This window comes from Cellulosimicrobium sp. So1_17, assembly GCF_055181235.1.
In genome coordinates this window covers 3794286-3808339 of the sequence record NZ_CM143702.1, presented here as the reverse complement: position 1 = coordinate 3808339, position 14054 = coordinate 3794286, and the positions used below count along the sequence as shown (strand labels likewise).

The window sequence follows — 14054 nt, the reverse complement described above, 5'->3', positions numbered from 1 at the left end:
CCGCGGCCGCTCAGGGCCGGCTCAGCAGGCGCCCTGCGACTCCCAGGGGCCGTACTGCTCCGCTCCGGGGACGTTGTTCTGCGTCCACCACTTCGCGCGGTAGCTCTGGCCCTGGTAGGAGACCGTCGCGCCGCCGGTGTAGACCGCGGACGCTGACCAGGCGGCCGCGGTGCACTCACCCGGGTCGGTCGGGTCCGTCGGGTCGGTCGGGTCCGTCGGGTCGGTCGGGTCCGTCGGGTCGGTCGGGTCCGTCGGGTCGGTCGGGTCGGTCGGGTCGTCGCCGCACGGGCCCGTGGCCTCCCACGGTCCGCCCGCGGTCGGTGTCTCGCCCTGGGTCCACCACTTCGCGCGGTAGTTCGTCCCCTCGTACGACGCCGTGGCGCCGCCCGTGTAGACCGCCGCGGCGGACCAGGCGGGTAGGCACCCGTCACCCGGGTCGGTCGGGTCGGTCGGGTCCGTCGGGTCGGTCGGGTCCGTCGGGTCCGTCGGGTCCGTCGGGTCGGTGGGGTCCGTCGGTCCGTCGGTCCCGTCGACGGGGCCGGCCGGCGCGGCGCGCAGGGCGTCGGTGAAGCCGCCGAGGAGCGAGCCGTCGTGGTTGCCCGACAGGTCCCACCACATCCCGCCGCCGAGGCCCTCGTCGGCGACGTACTCCGCCTTCGCGGCGACCGACCGGGGGTTGTCGTAGCTCCACCACTGGTCGCCGTCGTACCGCCAGGCCGAGACGGTCTCCGCGTCGTAGTAGTCCTGGCCACGGGTCCGGAGCTTGTCGTAGTCCTCGTTGCCGGCCTCCCACGTGCCGGGGGCCGCGCCGGTCGCGGCGGACCAGGGCTCGGCCGAGCCGACGCCCTTCCAGCCGCGGCCGTACATCGCGAGCCCGACGCCGAGCTGGGACGGGTCGATCCCGGTGCGCAGGTACTCGTCCACGGCCTTGTCGACGCTGAACTGCCGGTTCGCCGCACGCGGGTCGGCCGGGTCGTCGTAGAGGTTCCCCTGGTGCCCGGCGAGCGCCGGGTCCCACGCGCCGTGCAGGTCGTAGCCCTGGACGTTGCCGTAGTCGAGGTACTCGAAGATCTCAGGGTCGTTCCAGCCGCCCGCGGCGATGTCGTCGGGGTTCGCCGGCAGGAACGCGGACAGCAGGTAGTGCTTGCCCGTCTGCGCGCCGTACGCGTCGAGCTGGGTGCGGAACTCCTGGAGCAGGAGCTTGAAGTTGCGCGCGTCGTTCACGACGTCGACGTGGTTGCCCACCTCGCCGTTGAGCGAGCCGGGCCACTCCCAGTCGATGTCGATGCCGTCGAACACACCGGCCGCCGCGCCGGGACCGCCGCGGCCGTCGATCACGGGCAGGTTGCCCTTGATGTAGAGGTCGATGCAGGACGACACGAGCTTCGTGCGGGACGCGTCGGTCGCCGCGGCCTTCGAGAAGTTCTTCGACCACGTCCAGCCGCCCAGGGAGATCATCGGGCGCAGGTGCGGGTTCTTGGCCTTGAGCTGCTTGAGCTGGTTGAACGAGCCCGCGAGCGGCTGGTCCCAGGCGTCGGCGACCCCGGCGACGGAGCTCGCCGCGGTGTAGCCCATGCCGAAGTCGGCCCACGCGTCCCCCGCGCCGTCGGACCCGTTCGGGCCGGTGCCCTGGGCCTTGTTCGCGATGAAGCAGGTCAGGTCCTGGTGGTGGATGTTGCCGAACGAGTAGTTGATGTGCGTCAGGTCCGCCGCGGCCCCGGAGTCCTGCACCTTCTTGAGCGGGAAGCCGCGGCCGTACACGCCCCACTGCGTGAAGTAGCCGACGTTCCGGTAGCCGTTGACGTCGCTGTCGCCGGGACGGGTGACGGGGGCGGTCTCGGCGGCGGGGACGGCTGCGGGAACGGCACCGGCCGGTGCGGCGCCGACCAGTCCGGCGACGAGGGCGACGGTCGCGGCGAGCGCGACGGCGGGGCCGCCGCGTCGGCGTCCCGTCCGCCTGGTTCGGGTGAACACGTCCATGGGTCCTGCCTCACGTGGTGTCGTGGGCGACGACCCGGCCTCCGCGGCCGGCGTCGTCACCTGGGTCGTCACGAACCTAGGCGCGCACCCGTCCGCCGGACATCCGCGCTCTCCACATTGTTCACGATCTGAACTTACGCGCGCTGTAGGGGAGAACCCGTAGGACAGAACACCTCGACAACGGACGAACCGGCGCCATCGCCTGCTGGTTGCGCGCCCCTCGTCTCCGCGAGGACTTCCCCCGTCCAACGCGCCGAACCCCGGGTTGCCCGGCCCCGTCAACGCGCCGAGCCCCGGGTTGCCGGCCGTTCCGGCCACCGATCGACGCACGACCCGGGGTTCGGCGCGCTGCGGTACGTCCACGAGGCGTCGCGGTGCACGACGACGAGACGGGACGCCCTGCGCGGATCAGCGACCCACGCGGTGCGCGAGCACCGTGAGCTCGACCCGCGACCGGACGCCGAGCTTGCGGAAGACCCGGCCGAGGTGCACTTCCACCGTGCGGACCGACAGGAAGAGCTGGTCGGCCGCCTCACGGTTCGACCCGCCCTGCACGACGAGCAGCGCGACGTCGAGCTCGCGCTCCGTGAGCTCGTCCGCCCACCGCACGCGCAGCTCCGCGAGCGCGTCGTCGGACACCTCGCTCTCCCGTGCGGCGAGACGGCAGCGGTCGGGCACGCGCGCGACGGGCGGGCCCGGCTCCGCCGCACCCGGGCGGGTCCACGTCCTCGCCGCCCCGGCGGTGGGTCCACCCGCAGCCTCCGTCGGCGACCGGTCGACGACGTCGTCGTCGTGGTGCCCGCCCAGGTGGCGCACGACGTCGACGAGCTCGTCCCGGGCCGCGTTCGCCCAGGCGTCGGCCCCCGACTCGGCGAAGAGCTCGATGGCCGAGAGGAACAGCCCGTGGGCACGCGACAGCTCGCCGGCCCGGACGAGGGCGCGCGCCGCGCACAGGTCGGTCCGCGCGTGCTCGTAGGGCGAGGCCGTCGTCCGGTTGACGCGCGTCGCGCGCTCGACGGGCTGGGCGAGCTCCTCGGGCGCCGCGAGCGCGAGCTCGGCCCGCACGAGGGAGGCTGCGCGCAACGACGGCGGCAGCTCCTTGACGTCGACGCGACGTCTCGAGAGCGCGCGGTGCGCCGCGTCGACGCGCCCGGCGACGACCCACGCCTCGACGTCGTCGAGCCCGGGCAGCGGCAGCATGCGCGCGCTGTCGGGCCGTTCCCGCTCGGCGGCGAGCTCGAGGAGCGTCGCGGCCTGCGTGACGTGGTGCGCGAACGCGGCCCCCATCGCGCGGTCGACCAGGAGCCCGAGCCGGACGGGGCGCGCCGTGGGGCTCGCGCACGTCTCCTCGAGCGCCGTCGCCACGCTGCCCACGACACCGGCGGTCATCATGTCGACGCGCCGCGCCACGGCGACGCCGAGCCCGGCGAAGGGCAGGCCGAGCGGGAGCCGGAACGCGGCGTCGGCGATCTCGTCGGCTGCTCGCGTGAGGTTGCCGCGCCACACGTCGACGAGCACCTGGGCGAGGCGCACGTGTGCCTCGGCGAGCGGCGTGAGCGCGGTCGCGGGCCCGTCGAACCAGCGCGCCTCGTCCCGGACGGGGGCGAGCGACGCGACGGCGCTCGCGAGCGTCTGCGCGGCGACGTCCGGATGGTCGTCGGCGGCGACGGCGAGGGCGCGGCAGACCTGGACGTACGCCTCGTGGTCGGGTCCGAGGCCGTCGTCGGGAACGTGGGCGGGACGCTCCCCCACGCCGAACGTCGCGGCCCAGGTCCGGCCGAGGGCGAGCTCGGCGAGCGTCGTCGGGTCCGCGTCCGCACCGGACGGGCAGAGGTAGGCGGCCGTGTCGAGGAGCTGGCTCGCGCTCACCCCGTCACCGCGCTCGGCGTGCAGGCGCGCCGCGGTGACGACGCCGCACGTGATCCCCGGGCGCGCCGCCGACGCGGGCCCCTCCGGACCCGCGGGGCGGAGGTAGGGCGTGAGGACGTCGTCGGGCACCTGGCCCTCGGCGAGCGTGAGGGCGGCGACGAGCGGGCCGAGGGTCCGGTCGCGCAGGGCGTCGTCCCCGCTGCGCGACGCCTTGCGGAGCCAGTCCGCCGCGTCCTGGACGTGCCCGGACTTCAGCGCCGCGATCCCCGCCACGGCGAACGCCTCGGCGCGATGGTCGCCGTCCGCCTGGCTCGCCGCCTCGCGCGCGACCTCGTGCGCCCACACGACGTCGCCGCGCTCGAGGTGCCGCCGCGCGATGCGCAGCAGGCCGGGGACCAGCGCGGGATCTCCGGCAAGAGTCGCGAGCGCGCCGTGCCAGACGGCGACGTCGCCCTCCCCTGCACGGCGGTGGGCGTCGGCGAGGGCGGAGTGCGCCGCGGTGCGCTCCGCGAGGCGGGCGTCACCGTGCACGAGCGCGCGCACCCGGGGGTCGACGAATGCGAACCTGCCGCCGACGAGCGCGAGGTGCTCGGCGAGGGGCCCGTCGAGCACCTCGTCCATCGTCTGGCCGACAGCGGCGAGCAGGAGCTCGGTCCGGTCGACGACCGCGACGGCCGCCACGAGGAGCGCGTGCCGCTGCTCCGCCGTGAGGAGCGCGAGCCGGTCCCCGAGCAGGCGCCGTACGGCCGGGACGACCGGCAGGGGGTCGGGAAGGATCGCGCCGCCGGCGAGCTGTTCGGGCGTGAGGCGGTCGGCGGTCTGGACGATCGCGGCCGCGTTGCCGACGAGCCGCCGCGCGAGGTGCGCGGCGACGTGCGGCGCGACGGCGAGCCGCCGTTCCACGAGCAGGAGGTGCAGCGCGTCGGCCGCGGCGAGCGGCGGGACCCTGCGGAGCTCGAACGGCGTCACCGACGCGTCGAGCGCGCCGTCGGCAGCGGTCGCGAGGAGGACGACGGGCGCCCGCCGGTGCCCGACGAGCGCGACGAGCACCGCGCGGCTGCGCTCGTCGAGGAGGTGCAGGTCGTCGGCCACGAGCACGACGGTCGTCGCCTCGAAGGCCTCGACGAACAGCTCGGCGAGCGCGACGGCGGCGACCTCCGCGAGGCAGGCGTAGGCCGGGTCGGTGACGTCGAGGGCGCGCTCGAGCCGCGCGGGCACGGCGCGGCCGGAGAGCTGCACGACCTGGGAGACGAGCGCGGCGACCGTCGCGCCGGGCACCGAGACGCCCGCGGGCGGTCGGCAGTGCAGGACCACGGGCGGGTGGGCCACCGTCGCGGCGACCACCGCCTCGCACACGAGCTCGAGGGTCGCGCTCGCGCCCATCCCCGGCTCGGCCGTCCACACGAACGCACCCCGGCCCTCGACGACCGCCGCGAGGGCGAGCTCGGTCTCCTGGGCCCGCGACGACAGCCGCTCGAGCCGCCGTGCGGCACGGGCGTCCGCGCTCCGGGCGGGCTCCGGGATCACGAGGTCCAGCGCGTTGTCCGACATGTCGGCCCTTCCGTCCGAGGGCACCGTTGCCCGACGACCGGGTGAAATGTTAACAACCCTCCGTAAACAGCGGGCGATCCCATCGTTTCCCGGGCGTTACGGGCACGCCAGCGGAGCGCGCTCCGCGCGGAGGCACCTTGCCGGCGACGACCTGGCGGTCTACCCTGACCCGGACCTACCCCCGTCGCGCACGTCGTGCGCACCGGGCAGAGGTGCGCCCCGCGACGGCGGAGGCGCCGCCACGAGAGCGAGGTGAGCACCGTGCCGGACGGCAGCAGTCATAGATCCGCGCACTGCGCGCTCACCCCTCGTGGTCCTCGACCGGCACGCTGACCGGTCGTCGACGGCACCGCCCCGGTCACCCCGGTCCGGAGTGCGCGCGGGGAGGCCGCCAGTGCGCTCCGAGCGCCCGCCACCGCGCGCGCGCCCCGCACACCCGCCCTCCCCGCCGGGCACCCGTCGTCGTCCCCCGACGTCGGTGGTCGCCCGCGCGCCGTCGAGAAGGACGACCCATGACCACGCGCACCCCGACGAGCAGCCGGTCGACGCCGGCACGTCACCGCCCGGACGACCGCACACGCCGAGGGCCCGACCTCGAGCGCCAGTCGATCTCCTTCACGGTCGGCCTCTACCTGTTCATCGTCGTCGCGCTGCTGCTCGCGCACGTCACCGCCGGAGGTGCCTCGTGACGACCCTGCTGCCCGAGCGCGCGACCCTTCACGCGGGCACGACGAGCCGCGCGGACGCGACCGTCCCCGCGGTCACGGCCGCGCCCCCGCGGTTCGACCCGGCCGTCCTGCGCACCCGGTGGATCCAGGTCCCGGCCGGCGACGCCGACGCCACCGCCCGCGCCGCGGAGCACGGCGTCGACTTCGCGACGGCCGGTGACCGCGTGTGGGAGACCGACGTGCACGTCTACCTCCCGGTCGCCGCGACCCGGCGCCAGGGCGGCGAGGTCCTGCACGAGCGGATCGTGCTCGCCCTCTCCCCCGACGTCGTCGCGACCGCGCAGCCCGTGCGCCACTACCCGGTGTTCGACAAGGCGATCGCGCGCATGCGCCGCACGCCGTGGCTCGTCGGCTCGGCGTACGGGGTCGCGTACGCGCTCCTCTACGCGCTGAACGAGGCGGCCGACCGCGTCGTCGCGCACGCGAGCGACGTGCTCGAGGAGATGTCGGACGAGATCGACGAGGCCACGCGCGGCGTCGACGCGCGCGGCCGCGAGATCGGCGTCCGCGACATGCAGGAGACCATCACGCGCATGAACCGCGCCGAGGAGATCGTCTCGCGCGCCCAGGAGTCGCAGCTCTCGCTCGCGCGGGCCGTTCGCCACCTGCGCAGCGAGATCGCGGACTCCGACCCGGTGCTCGCGGGGCTCGTCGAGACGCTCGTCGCCGACGTCGAGGGCGTCAAGGAGCACGCCGGGTTCGAGCACGAGAAGGTGCGCTACCTCCAGCAGGCGATCATGACGTCGCTCGACGTCAAGCAGGCGCAGATCGTCAAGGTGTTCACGATCATCACGGCCGTGTTCCTGCCGCCCACGCTCATCGCGTCGTTCTACGGCATGAACTTCACGCACATGCCCGAGCTCGACCGGCCGTACGGGTTCACGCTCACGCTGCTGCTCACGCTCGTCGCCGCGGTCATCCCGCTCGCGTACATCAGGCGGCGGGGCTGGCTGCGGTGACGGCGGTCAGGCCGTCCCGGTGTCGACGAGGATCGTCACCGGGCCGTCGTTGACGAGCTCGACCTCCATGTGCGCGCCGAACTCGCCCGTCGCGACCTCGACGCCGCGCGCCCGCAGCGCCTCGACGACCGCGTCGACGAGCGGGCGCGCGACGTCGCCGGGCGCGGCACCGTTCCACGACGGCCGTCGTCCCTTGCGCACGTCGGCGTAGAGCGTGAACTGGCTGACGACGAGGACCGGCGCGCCCGTGTCGAGCACGGACTGCTCGCCGTCGAGGATGCGCAGGTCAGCAATCTTGCGGGCCACGGTCTCGACCTGCGTGGGGCCGTCGTCGTGGGTGGCCCCGACGAGCGCGACGATCCCCGGCCGGTCGATCGCCCCGACGACGTCGCGCGTCCCGTCGTCGCGCACCACGGTGACGCTCGCGCGCGTCGCGCGCTGCAGCACGGCCCTCACGACGACTCCTCGATCCCGACCGCGCGCACGGCACCGACCGGTCGGCCGCCGCCGAGCACGGTCACGTCACCCAGCGCGTGGAGCGCGGCGGCGTCCGCACCGGGCACGTCCGGCGCACCGAGACGACGCAGCGCCGCGGCGAGCACCGCGGGCCGGGGTCGCGCCGCGCCGTCGAGCACCTTGAACGCGAGCGCGCTGCCGTCGGGGAGCCCCGCCCCGTACACGCCGTCGGCGCCGTCCTTCGCGACGAGACCCGGGACGGCTCGCATCGCGCGCGTCGCGTCGCGGTGCGGTCCGGCGACCATCTCGGGGAACGCGGACATGGCCCGCGCGACCTCGGCCTCCGCCGAACCCGGCTCGTGCGCGGGAGCCCCGCCGAGCCGTACGAACCCGCGCGCGAGGCCGCGCACCGTCGTCGAGAACAGCGGGGCGCCGCAGCCGTCGACGGTCGCGTGGTCGACCGGGACGCCGGTCAGCTCGCCGACGACCTCGCGCACCGCGACCTGCAGCGGGTGGTCCGCCTCGAGGTACGTCCGCGTGTCCCAGCCCGCCGCGACGCACGTCGCGAGCATCGCCGCGTGCTTGCCCGAGCAGTTCTGCGTCACCGACGACGGCCCGCCGTGCTCGACCTGCCACGCGAACGCCGCGGGCGCGTGCAGCGGCATGTCGGGGGTGTTGCGCAGGGCCGACTCGTCGAGACCGACGCCGGCGAGGATCTCGCGCACGCCCGCGACGTGCTCCGGCTCGCCGTCGTGGCTCGCCGCCGCGAGCGCGAGGAGGCGCGGCGGCAGCGCGAGCCCGTGGCGCAGCATCGCGACGGCCTGGAACGGCTTGACGCTCGACCGCGGCCAGATCACGGCGTCCGCGTCGCCGAGCACGAGGTCCGGCTCGGCGTCGTGCGCGCCGTCGAGCAGCACGAGGTGCCCCAGGTGCACGGACTCCACGAGGTCACCGCGCACGACCTCCGCGAGCGGCACCGCGCCGCGCGCCACGTCCGCCGTGCTCGTCACGGTCCCCGGCACGCCCGTCACCACCCGTTCGGGCGCCCGCCACCCTGCCCGCCGCGGCGGCCGTTGCCGTACGGCTGCAGACGGGGGCGCACGTCGACGAGGTACACGATCGCCGCGACGACGGCGATGAGCCCGAAGAACCCGAGGTTCGGACCGCCGAACGGCAGCGAGAGGAAGCCGAGGAGCGCGGCGACGCCGAGGATCGCGAGCCAGATCGGCTTCGTCAGCTTGCCCTCGGCGGTGAAGGCGCTCGCGGGCCGCCGGACCGCGTCGATCAGGGCGAACAGCTGGACCCCGAACACCAGGAGGGTGAGGAGCAGGTAGACGATCCACTGGAGGGATCCGACGATTCCGGTCACGACGACGAGCCTACGGTCTGGTCGGCCGCAGCGGCACCGTGCGCCGGCTCAGACGACTGCTCACGCGGCTGCTCACGTGACTGCTCACGGCACGACGCGCAGTCCTTGGCCCCGCGCCGCAGAGGCCACGAACGGGTCCCAGGCCGCCACGAGCGCGTCGTCGTGCGCGACGGTGAGGGCGCTCGCGACGTGCACGGCGTCGTGGGTGCGCAGCGAGGCGTTCCCGACCAGCGACGCGGCGCGGGCCGCGACGTCGCTCGAGACCTCGACGACGTGCAGTGCCGGCCACAGCGACTCCCAGGTGCCCAGCGCGTCCGCGTGGCCGCCCGCGCCGAGCGCGCCGGCCCGGAGGCCGGCAGCGAGCACGGAGCGCAGCTCGGTGTCGGTCAGCCGACTGGTCACGACGACGTCCGCACGGTTCCACAGGCGGCTCGCGAGGACCGAGCCCGGCTCGGGCACGCAGAGCTTCACGAGCGCGCTCGCGTCGAAGTAGACGAGGGCCACGGCGGTCAGCGCCTGATGCGCCGCACGAGCGCCGCGACGCCGGACGGACGTGTGCCCCGCGCCGCTGCGGCCGGCGCTCCGACCGGCCGGGCCGACGGCACGTCGTCGGGCGCGGTCACCGCGTGCACCGGACGCTCCGTCGACGGCGGGCTGAGGACGCCGTCGCGCGTCAGCTCGGTCACGAGGTCCGCCGTGGCGACGCCCGTGAGCCGCGCCACCGGGACGCCACGCTCCGTGACGACGATCTCCTCCCCCGACCGGGCCCGCTCGATCCACGACTTGAGCTCGGCGCGCAGCGCGCTGACGGGGACCTCCATCCCCCGACCGTACCGTCCGCGAGGCACCCGGTGCAGGGTGAAGATCGTCCGGTCCGTCCCCACGGCGGGTCAGAGCTCCGGCAGTGCCGTCCGCGCCTGCTCGGGCGTCGCGCCGGACGCCTCGAGCACGTCCACGAGCGGCGAGCGCAGGAGCATGACGAGCGACTGGACCTGCCAGTCCCCCTCCCCGACGGCGTGCGGGTCCGCGGTCCGGGCGACCTCCACGAGCACCTCGCGTGCCACCGCGGGATCACGGCCCGCGCCGATCGCCTCCGCCAGCACGCGGGTCCCCGCGGCGAAGCGGGCCACGAGGTCGGCGACCGGTGCGAGGTCGTGCTCGTCCGGCCCGGTCGCGACGGGCAGCGCACGCCGCGCGAGGACGCGCACGCTGCGCATCGCGCGGTCGACGAGCACGGACTGGCGCTCGTGGTCCCCGAGCTCGTCGCGGTGCCGCCGGCCGGCGGCGCTGACGCGCGCGAGCTCGCGCGCCGACTTCGCCGCCGACTGCCACTCCTCGAGCGCACCCTCCGACGCCCGACCCCGCACCAGCGCGGCCTCGAGGTCGGCCCGGTCACGGCTGCGCAGCCCACGCGTCAGGACGTCGAGCACCTGGGCGAGCTCCGTCGTCGCCTCCGCACCCAGGAGCCGGGGCCGACGCCGCGGGTCACCCGGGGTGAGCGCCGCGACGGCGAGCGCGACCCCGCCTCCCACGAGGGCATCCGTCCAGCGGCCGAGCGGCCCGCCGGCCTGCGCGGCCGGCAGGCCGACGATGACGATCGCCTGCACGCCGGCCTGCGTCGTGAGCATCGCGCCGCGGTCGATGAAGCGGGCGGCGAGCGCCGACACGGCGAGGACGACCGCGACCTGCCACCAGCCGGACCCGATGACGTGCACGACGAGGTCGCCCAGACCCACCCCGATCGCGACGCCCACGGCGACCTCGAGGACGCGCCGGAGCTGGCGGTCCTGGCTGAACCCGAGGCAGATCCAGGCCGCGACGGGCGCGAAGAACGGCGCGGTGTGACCGAGCCCGTACCGCGCGATGCCGAACGCGACACCCGCTGCGGCCGCCGCCTGGAGGATCGGCCAGAACGCGACCCGGACGCGAGACGCCCCCTGGCGGACGCGCGCACGGAGCAGGAGGCGGCGCCACGCCGTCCGCGCCAGGTCGACGGCGCCCGGACGGTCGTCGGCGTCCCTCGACGGGTCCGGCGTCACAGGGCCTCCGGGGTCATGGCGCGTCCGGGGTCACAGCATGCTCGACGGCGCGCCCTCGCCACGCGGCGTGAGGCCCCGGGTCACGGGGCCGCGCGGACCCGGCCGGTCGACCGAGACGCCCTCGCCCGGGACGACGATCTCCTGCGCCGCCGTGATCGCCCCGCCGTCGCACTCGACGAGCAGGACGGCGTCGTCCGGGACGCTGCGCTTGAGGACGGCGAGCGCGACCGGGCCGAGCTCGTGGTGCCGCGCGACCGACGTCACGGCCCCGACGGCGCGGCCGTCGAGCGTGACCTCCGCGCCGGCGACGGGCAGCAGGTGGCCCGAGCCGTCGAGGTGCAGCATGACGAGCCGGCGCGGCGGACGGCCGAGGTTGTGCACGCGCGCGATCGACTCCTGCCCGCGGTAGCAGCCCTTGTGCAGGTGCACGGAGGTGCGCAGCCAGTCCGTCTCGTGCGGGATGGACCGGTGGTCGACCTCCGTCGCCAGCCGCGGGCGCCACGCCTCGACGCGCAGCGCCTCGCTCGCCCACGTCCCCACGAGCCGCCACCCGGCGGCCTCGCGCGCGGCGACGGCGTCCTCCAGGTCGGGGCGCGGGACGAGGACGAGACGCCACGGACGCTCGCTGCCGGGGTGTTCGGCCTCCGGCGGTCCGTAGCGCGTGCCGCCGCCCGTGACGTGCGGCCACGGGTCGCGCCACGTGACGGGCTCGCCCTCGACGCCCTCGGCGTCGACGGGCTCACCCAGCGCGGCGTACTCGTCCGTGACGTCGGCGATCTCGACGCGCAGCATGAACTTCATGCGGTCGAGCCAGGCCGCGAGGCCGGGCGCGTGCGAGCGCTCGGTGACGAGCCACGTCGCCTCGCCGTCGTCGACGACGGCCGCGGCGTGCTCGACGTGGCCCTGCGGCGACAGGACGAGGAGCTCCGTCGACGTGCGCGGGGCCAGGCTCGTGAGGTCCTGCGACGTGATCGAGTGCAGCCACGAGAGGCGGTCCGGTCCCGCGACGCGGACGACGCCGAGGTGCGACTGGTCGACGACGGCCCCCCCGGTCTGCAGCGCGCGCTGCTCCCCGGTGGGGTCGCCGTAGTGCCAGGCGACGCCCGCGTCGGGGCCCGACGCCTCGACGGCGCCGTGCCGGGAGAGCAGAGGGCTGGTGTAGCCGGTGGTCACAGGGTCCTCCTAGGTCGTCGCCCGCAGCCCGGTGGGGCCGTGCGGGCCCGCCGACGGTCAGACCGCCGGACGGCGGTCCAGCTTCGCGGACGCGTACGACTGCAACGGCTCACCAAAGGCCGCCAATTCCCAGACCCACAGGAGCTGGCCCTCGACGAGGCCGAACAGCCGCTTGGACGCCGCGATCTCGGCGGCGGTCCCGGTGCGCGCGATGAGGTCGCTCGCGAGGTCGACGCGCCCGTTGCCCACCGCGCCGAGGTACACCGCGACGCGACCCGCCGGGTCGGCGAGGAGCACCTCGAGCGGGTGCCGGTCGTCCTCGAGACCCTCGGGGCGGTCCGTCGACACGCGCCAGTAGCCGGTCTCCGTGGACCACACCGTCGAGTCGGCGGCCGCGGCGTCGAGCGCCTCGGGGTCGCGCTCCGGCCACTCCCCCTCGCCGGGGACGGTCGACGGCACCTCGGTCTCGAGGACGCGCAGAGTCGACTCGTAGCGCAGGTACGGACCGCCGTCGTGGTCGAAGACGAGGTCCTGCACGAAGGGCGTCTCGTCGACGCCCGGGTACTTGATGACGCCCTCGCCGCGCCAGCGGCCCACGAGCCACGCGAGCGGGTACACCTCGGGCGCGAGCCCTTCCGGGAACTCGAACGGCATGAGCGACTACCTCCGGGGTCGGGACGTCAGGGCCGGGTCGGCGGGGAGGTCAGCGCTGACCCTTGAAGAGCTTGTAGACGACGTACCCGGCGAACCACGTGATGGTCACGGTGGCCGCGATGAGCAGGCCGAGGAAGATCAGCTCGAGAGTGTGCGGGCTCATGGGCCCGATCCTACAAGCCGTCCCCGCACGGACGGCCGCCCGGCACCGTGCCGCCGGTCACGCCGGAGGAGGCGCCCGCTACGCTCGGCCGGGTGACCTCCGTGCACCCGGCGGGCCCGTCCGCCGCACCCGTCCGCTCGCTCGTCGTCAAGGCCACCTCGGGCCTCGACCGCCCCGAGGCTGCCAACCAGGCGTTCACCGTCGCCGCGGCGGCCGTCGCCGCGGGTGTCGAGGTGAGCGTGTGGCTCACGGGCGAGGCCGCATGGTTCGGTCTCCCGGGCCGCGCCGCCGAGCTCGAGCTCGAGCACGCGGCGCCGCTGCCCGACCTCCTCGAGGCGATCCTCGCCGCCGGGACGCTCACGGTGTGCACGCAGTGCGCGGCGCGCCGCGGCATCACGCCCGGCGACGTCCTGCCGGGCGTGCGCATCGCCGGCGCCGCGGTCTTCGTCGAGGAGGCCCTGCGCGACGGCGCCCAGGCGCTCGTGTACTGATCCCGGCAGGTCCGAAGGTCAGCGCGCCGGGGCCGAGCCCGCGCGGAGCCGGCGCAGCAGCAGGTACGCCTCGCACCCGAGGCACAGGCCGAACGCCGCGTTGAGCACGGCCGCGGCGAGCGCGAGCGCCGCGGCGAGAGGCACGGCGGGGAGCACGCCCACCAGACCGAGGACGACGCCCACCGCGGTGATGACGAACCCCACCAGCTGGGCGAAGCGCGGCGGCGCCGGGTCCTCGCGCTCGTCCGTCGGTCCGATGCGCGGCAGCACGACGACGCGGTAGACCCACGCCTGCCACGTCCGCTGCGCGCCCGCGACGGCCCCGACCGCGAAGCTCGCGGCCACGACGGCCAGGAGGACCAGCGCCGCCGTCGACGTCCACAGGAGGATCGTCACCGCGAGCAGCAGCGCCGTGATGCCCGCAGCGGCGCGGGGACCGCGCGGGTCGATACCGGGTGCGCCGGCTCGCTCGCGCGACGCCGGTGGCTCGACGGGTTCGGTCATCGAGGTCTCCTCGGGGTCCGGCGGTGTGCCGCCGATGTCGGGTCGTTCACGGGGTTCCGGGTCGATCGTGCCGTCCCGGGTCGTTCGTGCGGTTCCCGGGTCGTCCAGGCGTCCCGGG

At 75.5% G+C, this 14054-nt stretch carries 14 protein-coding genes; 3 read left to right on the top strand and 11 right to left on the bottom strand.

Annotated features, from left to right (window positions below):
• Positions 1-21 precede the first annotated feature (21 nt).
• Both ACZCLJ_RS16830 and ACZCLJ_RS16825 read right to left on the bottom strand, forming a co-directional pair.
• Positions 22-1980 carry a glycosyl hydrolase family 18 protein gene (locus ACZCLJ_RS16830; RefSeq protein ID WP_463104581.1) on the bottom strand — a complete coding sequence of 653 codons (1959 nt, stop codon included), beginning with the start codon at positions 1978-1980 and terminating at the stop codon, positions 22-24.
• Between the two features lie 408 nt (positions 1981-2388).
• Positions 2389-5400: a helix-turn-helix transcriptional regulator gene (locus tag ACZCLJ_RS16825; RefSeq protein WP_463104580.1), complete on the bottom strand. Its 3012-nt coding sequence runs from the start codon at positions 5398-5400 to the stop codon at positions 2389-2391.
• A gap of 512 nt (positions 5401-5912) precedes the next feature.
• Between ACZCLJ_RS16825 and ACZCLJ_RS16820 the strand changes: the two genes are divergently transcribed.
• On the top strand, positions 5913-6089 hold the full coding sequence (locus ACZCLJ_RS16820; protein ID WP_463104579.1) for a hypothetical protein: 177 nt from the start codon (positions 5913-5915) through the stop codon (positions 6087-6089).
• Entirely contained in the window at positions 6086-7087 is a 1002-nt protein-coding gene (locus ACZCLJ_RS16815) for a CorA family divalent cation transporter (RefSeq protein WP_463104578.1), read from the top strand. Before ACZCLJ_RS16820 ends, ACZCLJ_RS16815 begins: the two co-directional genes overlap by 4 nt.
• 6 nt (positions 7088-7093) lie before the next feature.
• Here ACZCLJ_RS16815 and dtd read toward each other — a convergent pair whose 3' ends face one another.
• The 8 genes from dtd to ACZCLJ_RS16775 all read right to left on the bottom strand — a co-directional run bounded on the left by dtd (position 7094) and on the right by ACZCLJ_RS16775 (position 12778).
• Positions 7094-7543: a D-aminoacyl-tRNA deacylase gene (gene dtd, locus ACZCLJ_RS16810; RefSeq protein ID WP_251150075.1), complete on the bottom strand. Its 450-nt coding sequence runs from the start codon at positions 7541-7543 to the stop codon at positions 7094-7096.
• Positions 7540-8565 (bottom strand): asparaginase, encoded by a 1026-nt coding sequence (locus tag ACZCLJ_RS16805; RefSeq protein WP_463104577.1) that lies wholly within the window; start codon positions 8563-8565, stop codon positions 7540-7542. The genes dtd and ACZCLJ_RS16805 overlap by 4 nt, the downstream gene beginning before the upstream one ends.
• 5 nt (positions 8566-8570) lie before the next feature.
• Entirely contained in the window at positions 8571-8912 is a 342-nt protein-coding gene (locus ACZCLJ_RS16800; RefSeq protein ID WP_251150073.1) for a DUF2516 family protein, read from the bottom strand.
• Between the two features lie 84 nt (positions 8913-8996).
• A complete protein-coding gene (locus tag ACZCLJ_RS16795) occupies positions 8997-9416 on the bottom strand; it encodes a type II toxin-antitoxin system VapC family toxin (protein WP_251150072.1) in 420 nt (139 codons plus the stop codon).
• A 5-nt stretch (positions 9417-9421) separates the two neighbouring features.
• Positions 9422-9733 (bottom strand): type II toxin-antitoxin system Phd/YefM family antitoxin, encoded by a 312-nt coding sequence (locus tag ACZCLJ_RS16790; protein ID WP_463104576.1) that lies wholly within the window; start codon positions 9731-9733, stop codon positions 9422-9424.
• 69 nt (positions 9734-9802) lie between these two features.
• Positions 9803-10951 carry an FUSC family protein gene (locus ACZCLJ_RS16785; protein WP_463104575.1) on the bottom strand — a complete coding sequence of 383 codons (1149 nt, stop codon included), beginning with the start codon at positions 10949-10951 and terminating at the stop codon, positions 9803-9805.
• A gap of 30 nt (positions 10952-10981) precedes the next feature.
• Positions 10982-12124, bottom strand: coding sequence for a CAF17-like 4Fe-4S cluster assembly/insertion protein YgfZ (ygfZ, locus tag ACZCLJ_RS16780; RefSeq protein ID WP_251150069.1), 1143 nt, complete (start codon positions 12122-12124; stop codon positions 10982-10984).
• 57 nt (positions 12125-12181) lie between these two features.
• Complete coding sequence (locus ACZCLJ_RS16775) at positions 12182-12778, bottom strand: heme-binding beta-barrel domain-containing protein (RefSeq protein WP_463104574.1); 597 nt, start codon at positions 12776-12778, stop codon at positions 12182-12184.
• 255 nt (positions 12779-13033) lie between these two features.
• Here ACZCLJ_RS16775 and ACZCLJ_RS16770 point away from each other — a divergent pair, with 255 nt between their 5' ends.
• The gene (locus ACZCLJ_RS16770) at positions 13034-13432 is read left to right on the top strand and encodes a DsrE family protein (RefSeq protein ID WP_463104573.1); all 399 of its coding nucleotides are present in this window, start codon (positions 13034-13036) and stop codon (positions 13430-13432) included.
• A gap of 18 nt (positions 13433-13450) precedes the next feature.
• Here the strand turns inward: ACZCLJ_RS16770 and ACZCLJ_RS16765 are convergent, their stop codons facing one another.
• On the bottom strand, positions 13451-13936 hold the full coding sequence (locus tag ACZCLJ_RS16765; protein ID WP_251150066.1) for a DUF4395 domain-containing protein: 486 nt from the start codon (positions 13934-13936) through the stop codon (positions 13451-13453).
• Between the last annotated feature and the right edge of the window lie 118 nt (positions 13937-14054).

Coding starts and splice junctions, on each gene's coding strand:
- ACZCLJ_RS16830 (WP_463104581.1), bottom strand. CDS start 1,980: ATGGACGTGTTCACCCGAACCAGGCGGACGGGACGCCGACGCGGCGGC.
- ACZCLJ_RS16825 (WP_463104580.1), bottom strand. CDS start 5,400: ATGTCGGACAACGCGCTGGACCTCGTGATCCCGGAGCCCGCCCGGAGC.
- ACZCLJ_RS16820 (WP_463104579.1), top strand. CDS start 5,913: ATGACCACGCGCACCCCGACGAGCAGCCGGTCGACGCCGGCACGTCAC.
- ACZCLJ_RS16790 (WP_463104576.1), bottom strand. CDS start 9,733: ATGGAGGTCCCCGTCAGCGCGCTGCGCGCCGAGCTCAAGTCGTGGATC.
- ACZCLJ_RS16775 (WP_463104574.1), bottom strand. CDS start 12,778: ATGCCGTTCGAGTTCCCGGAAGGGCTCGCGCCCGAGGTGTACCCGCTC.
- ACZCLJ_RS16765 (WP_251150066.1), bottom strand. CDS start 13,936: ATGACCGAACCCGTCGAGCCACCGGCGTCGCGCGAGCGAGCCGGCGCA.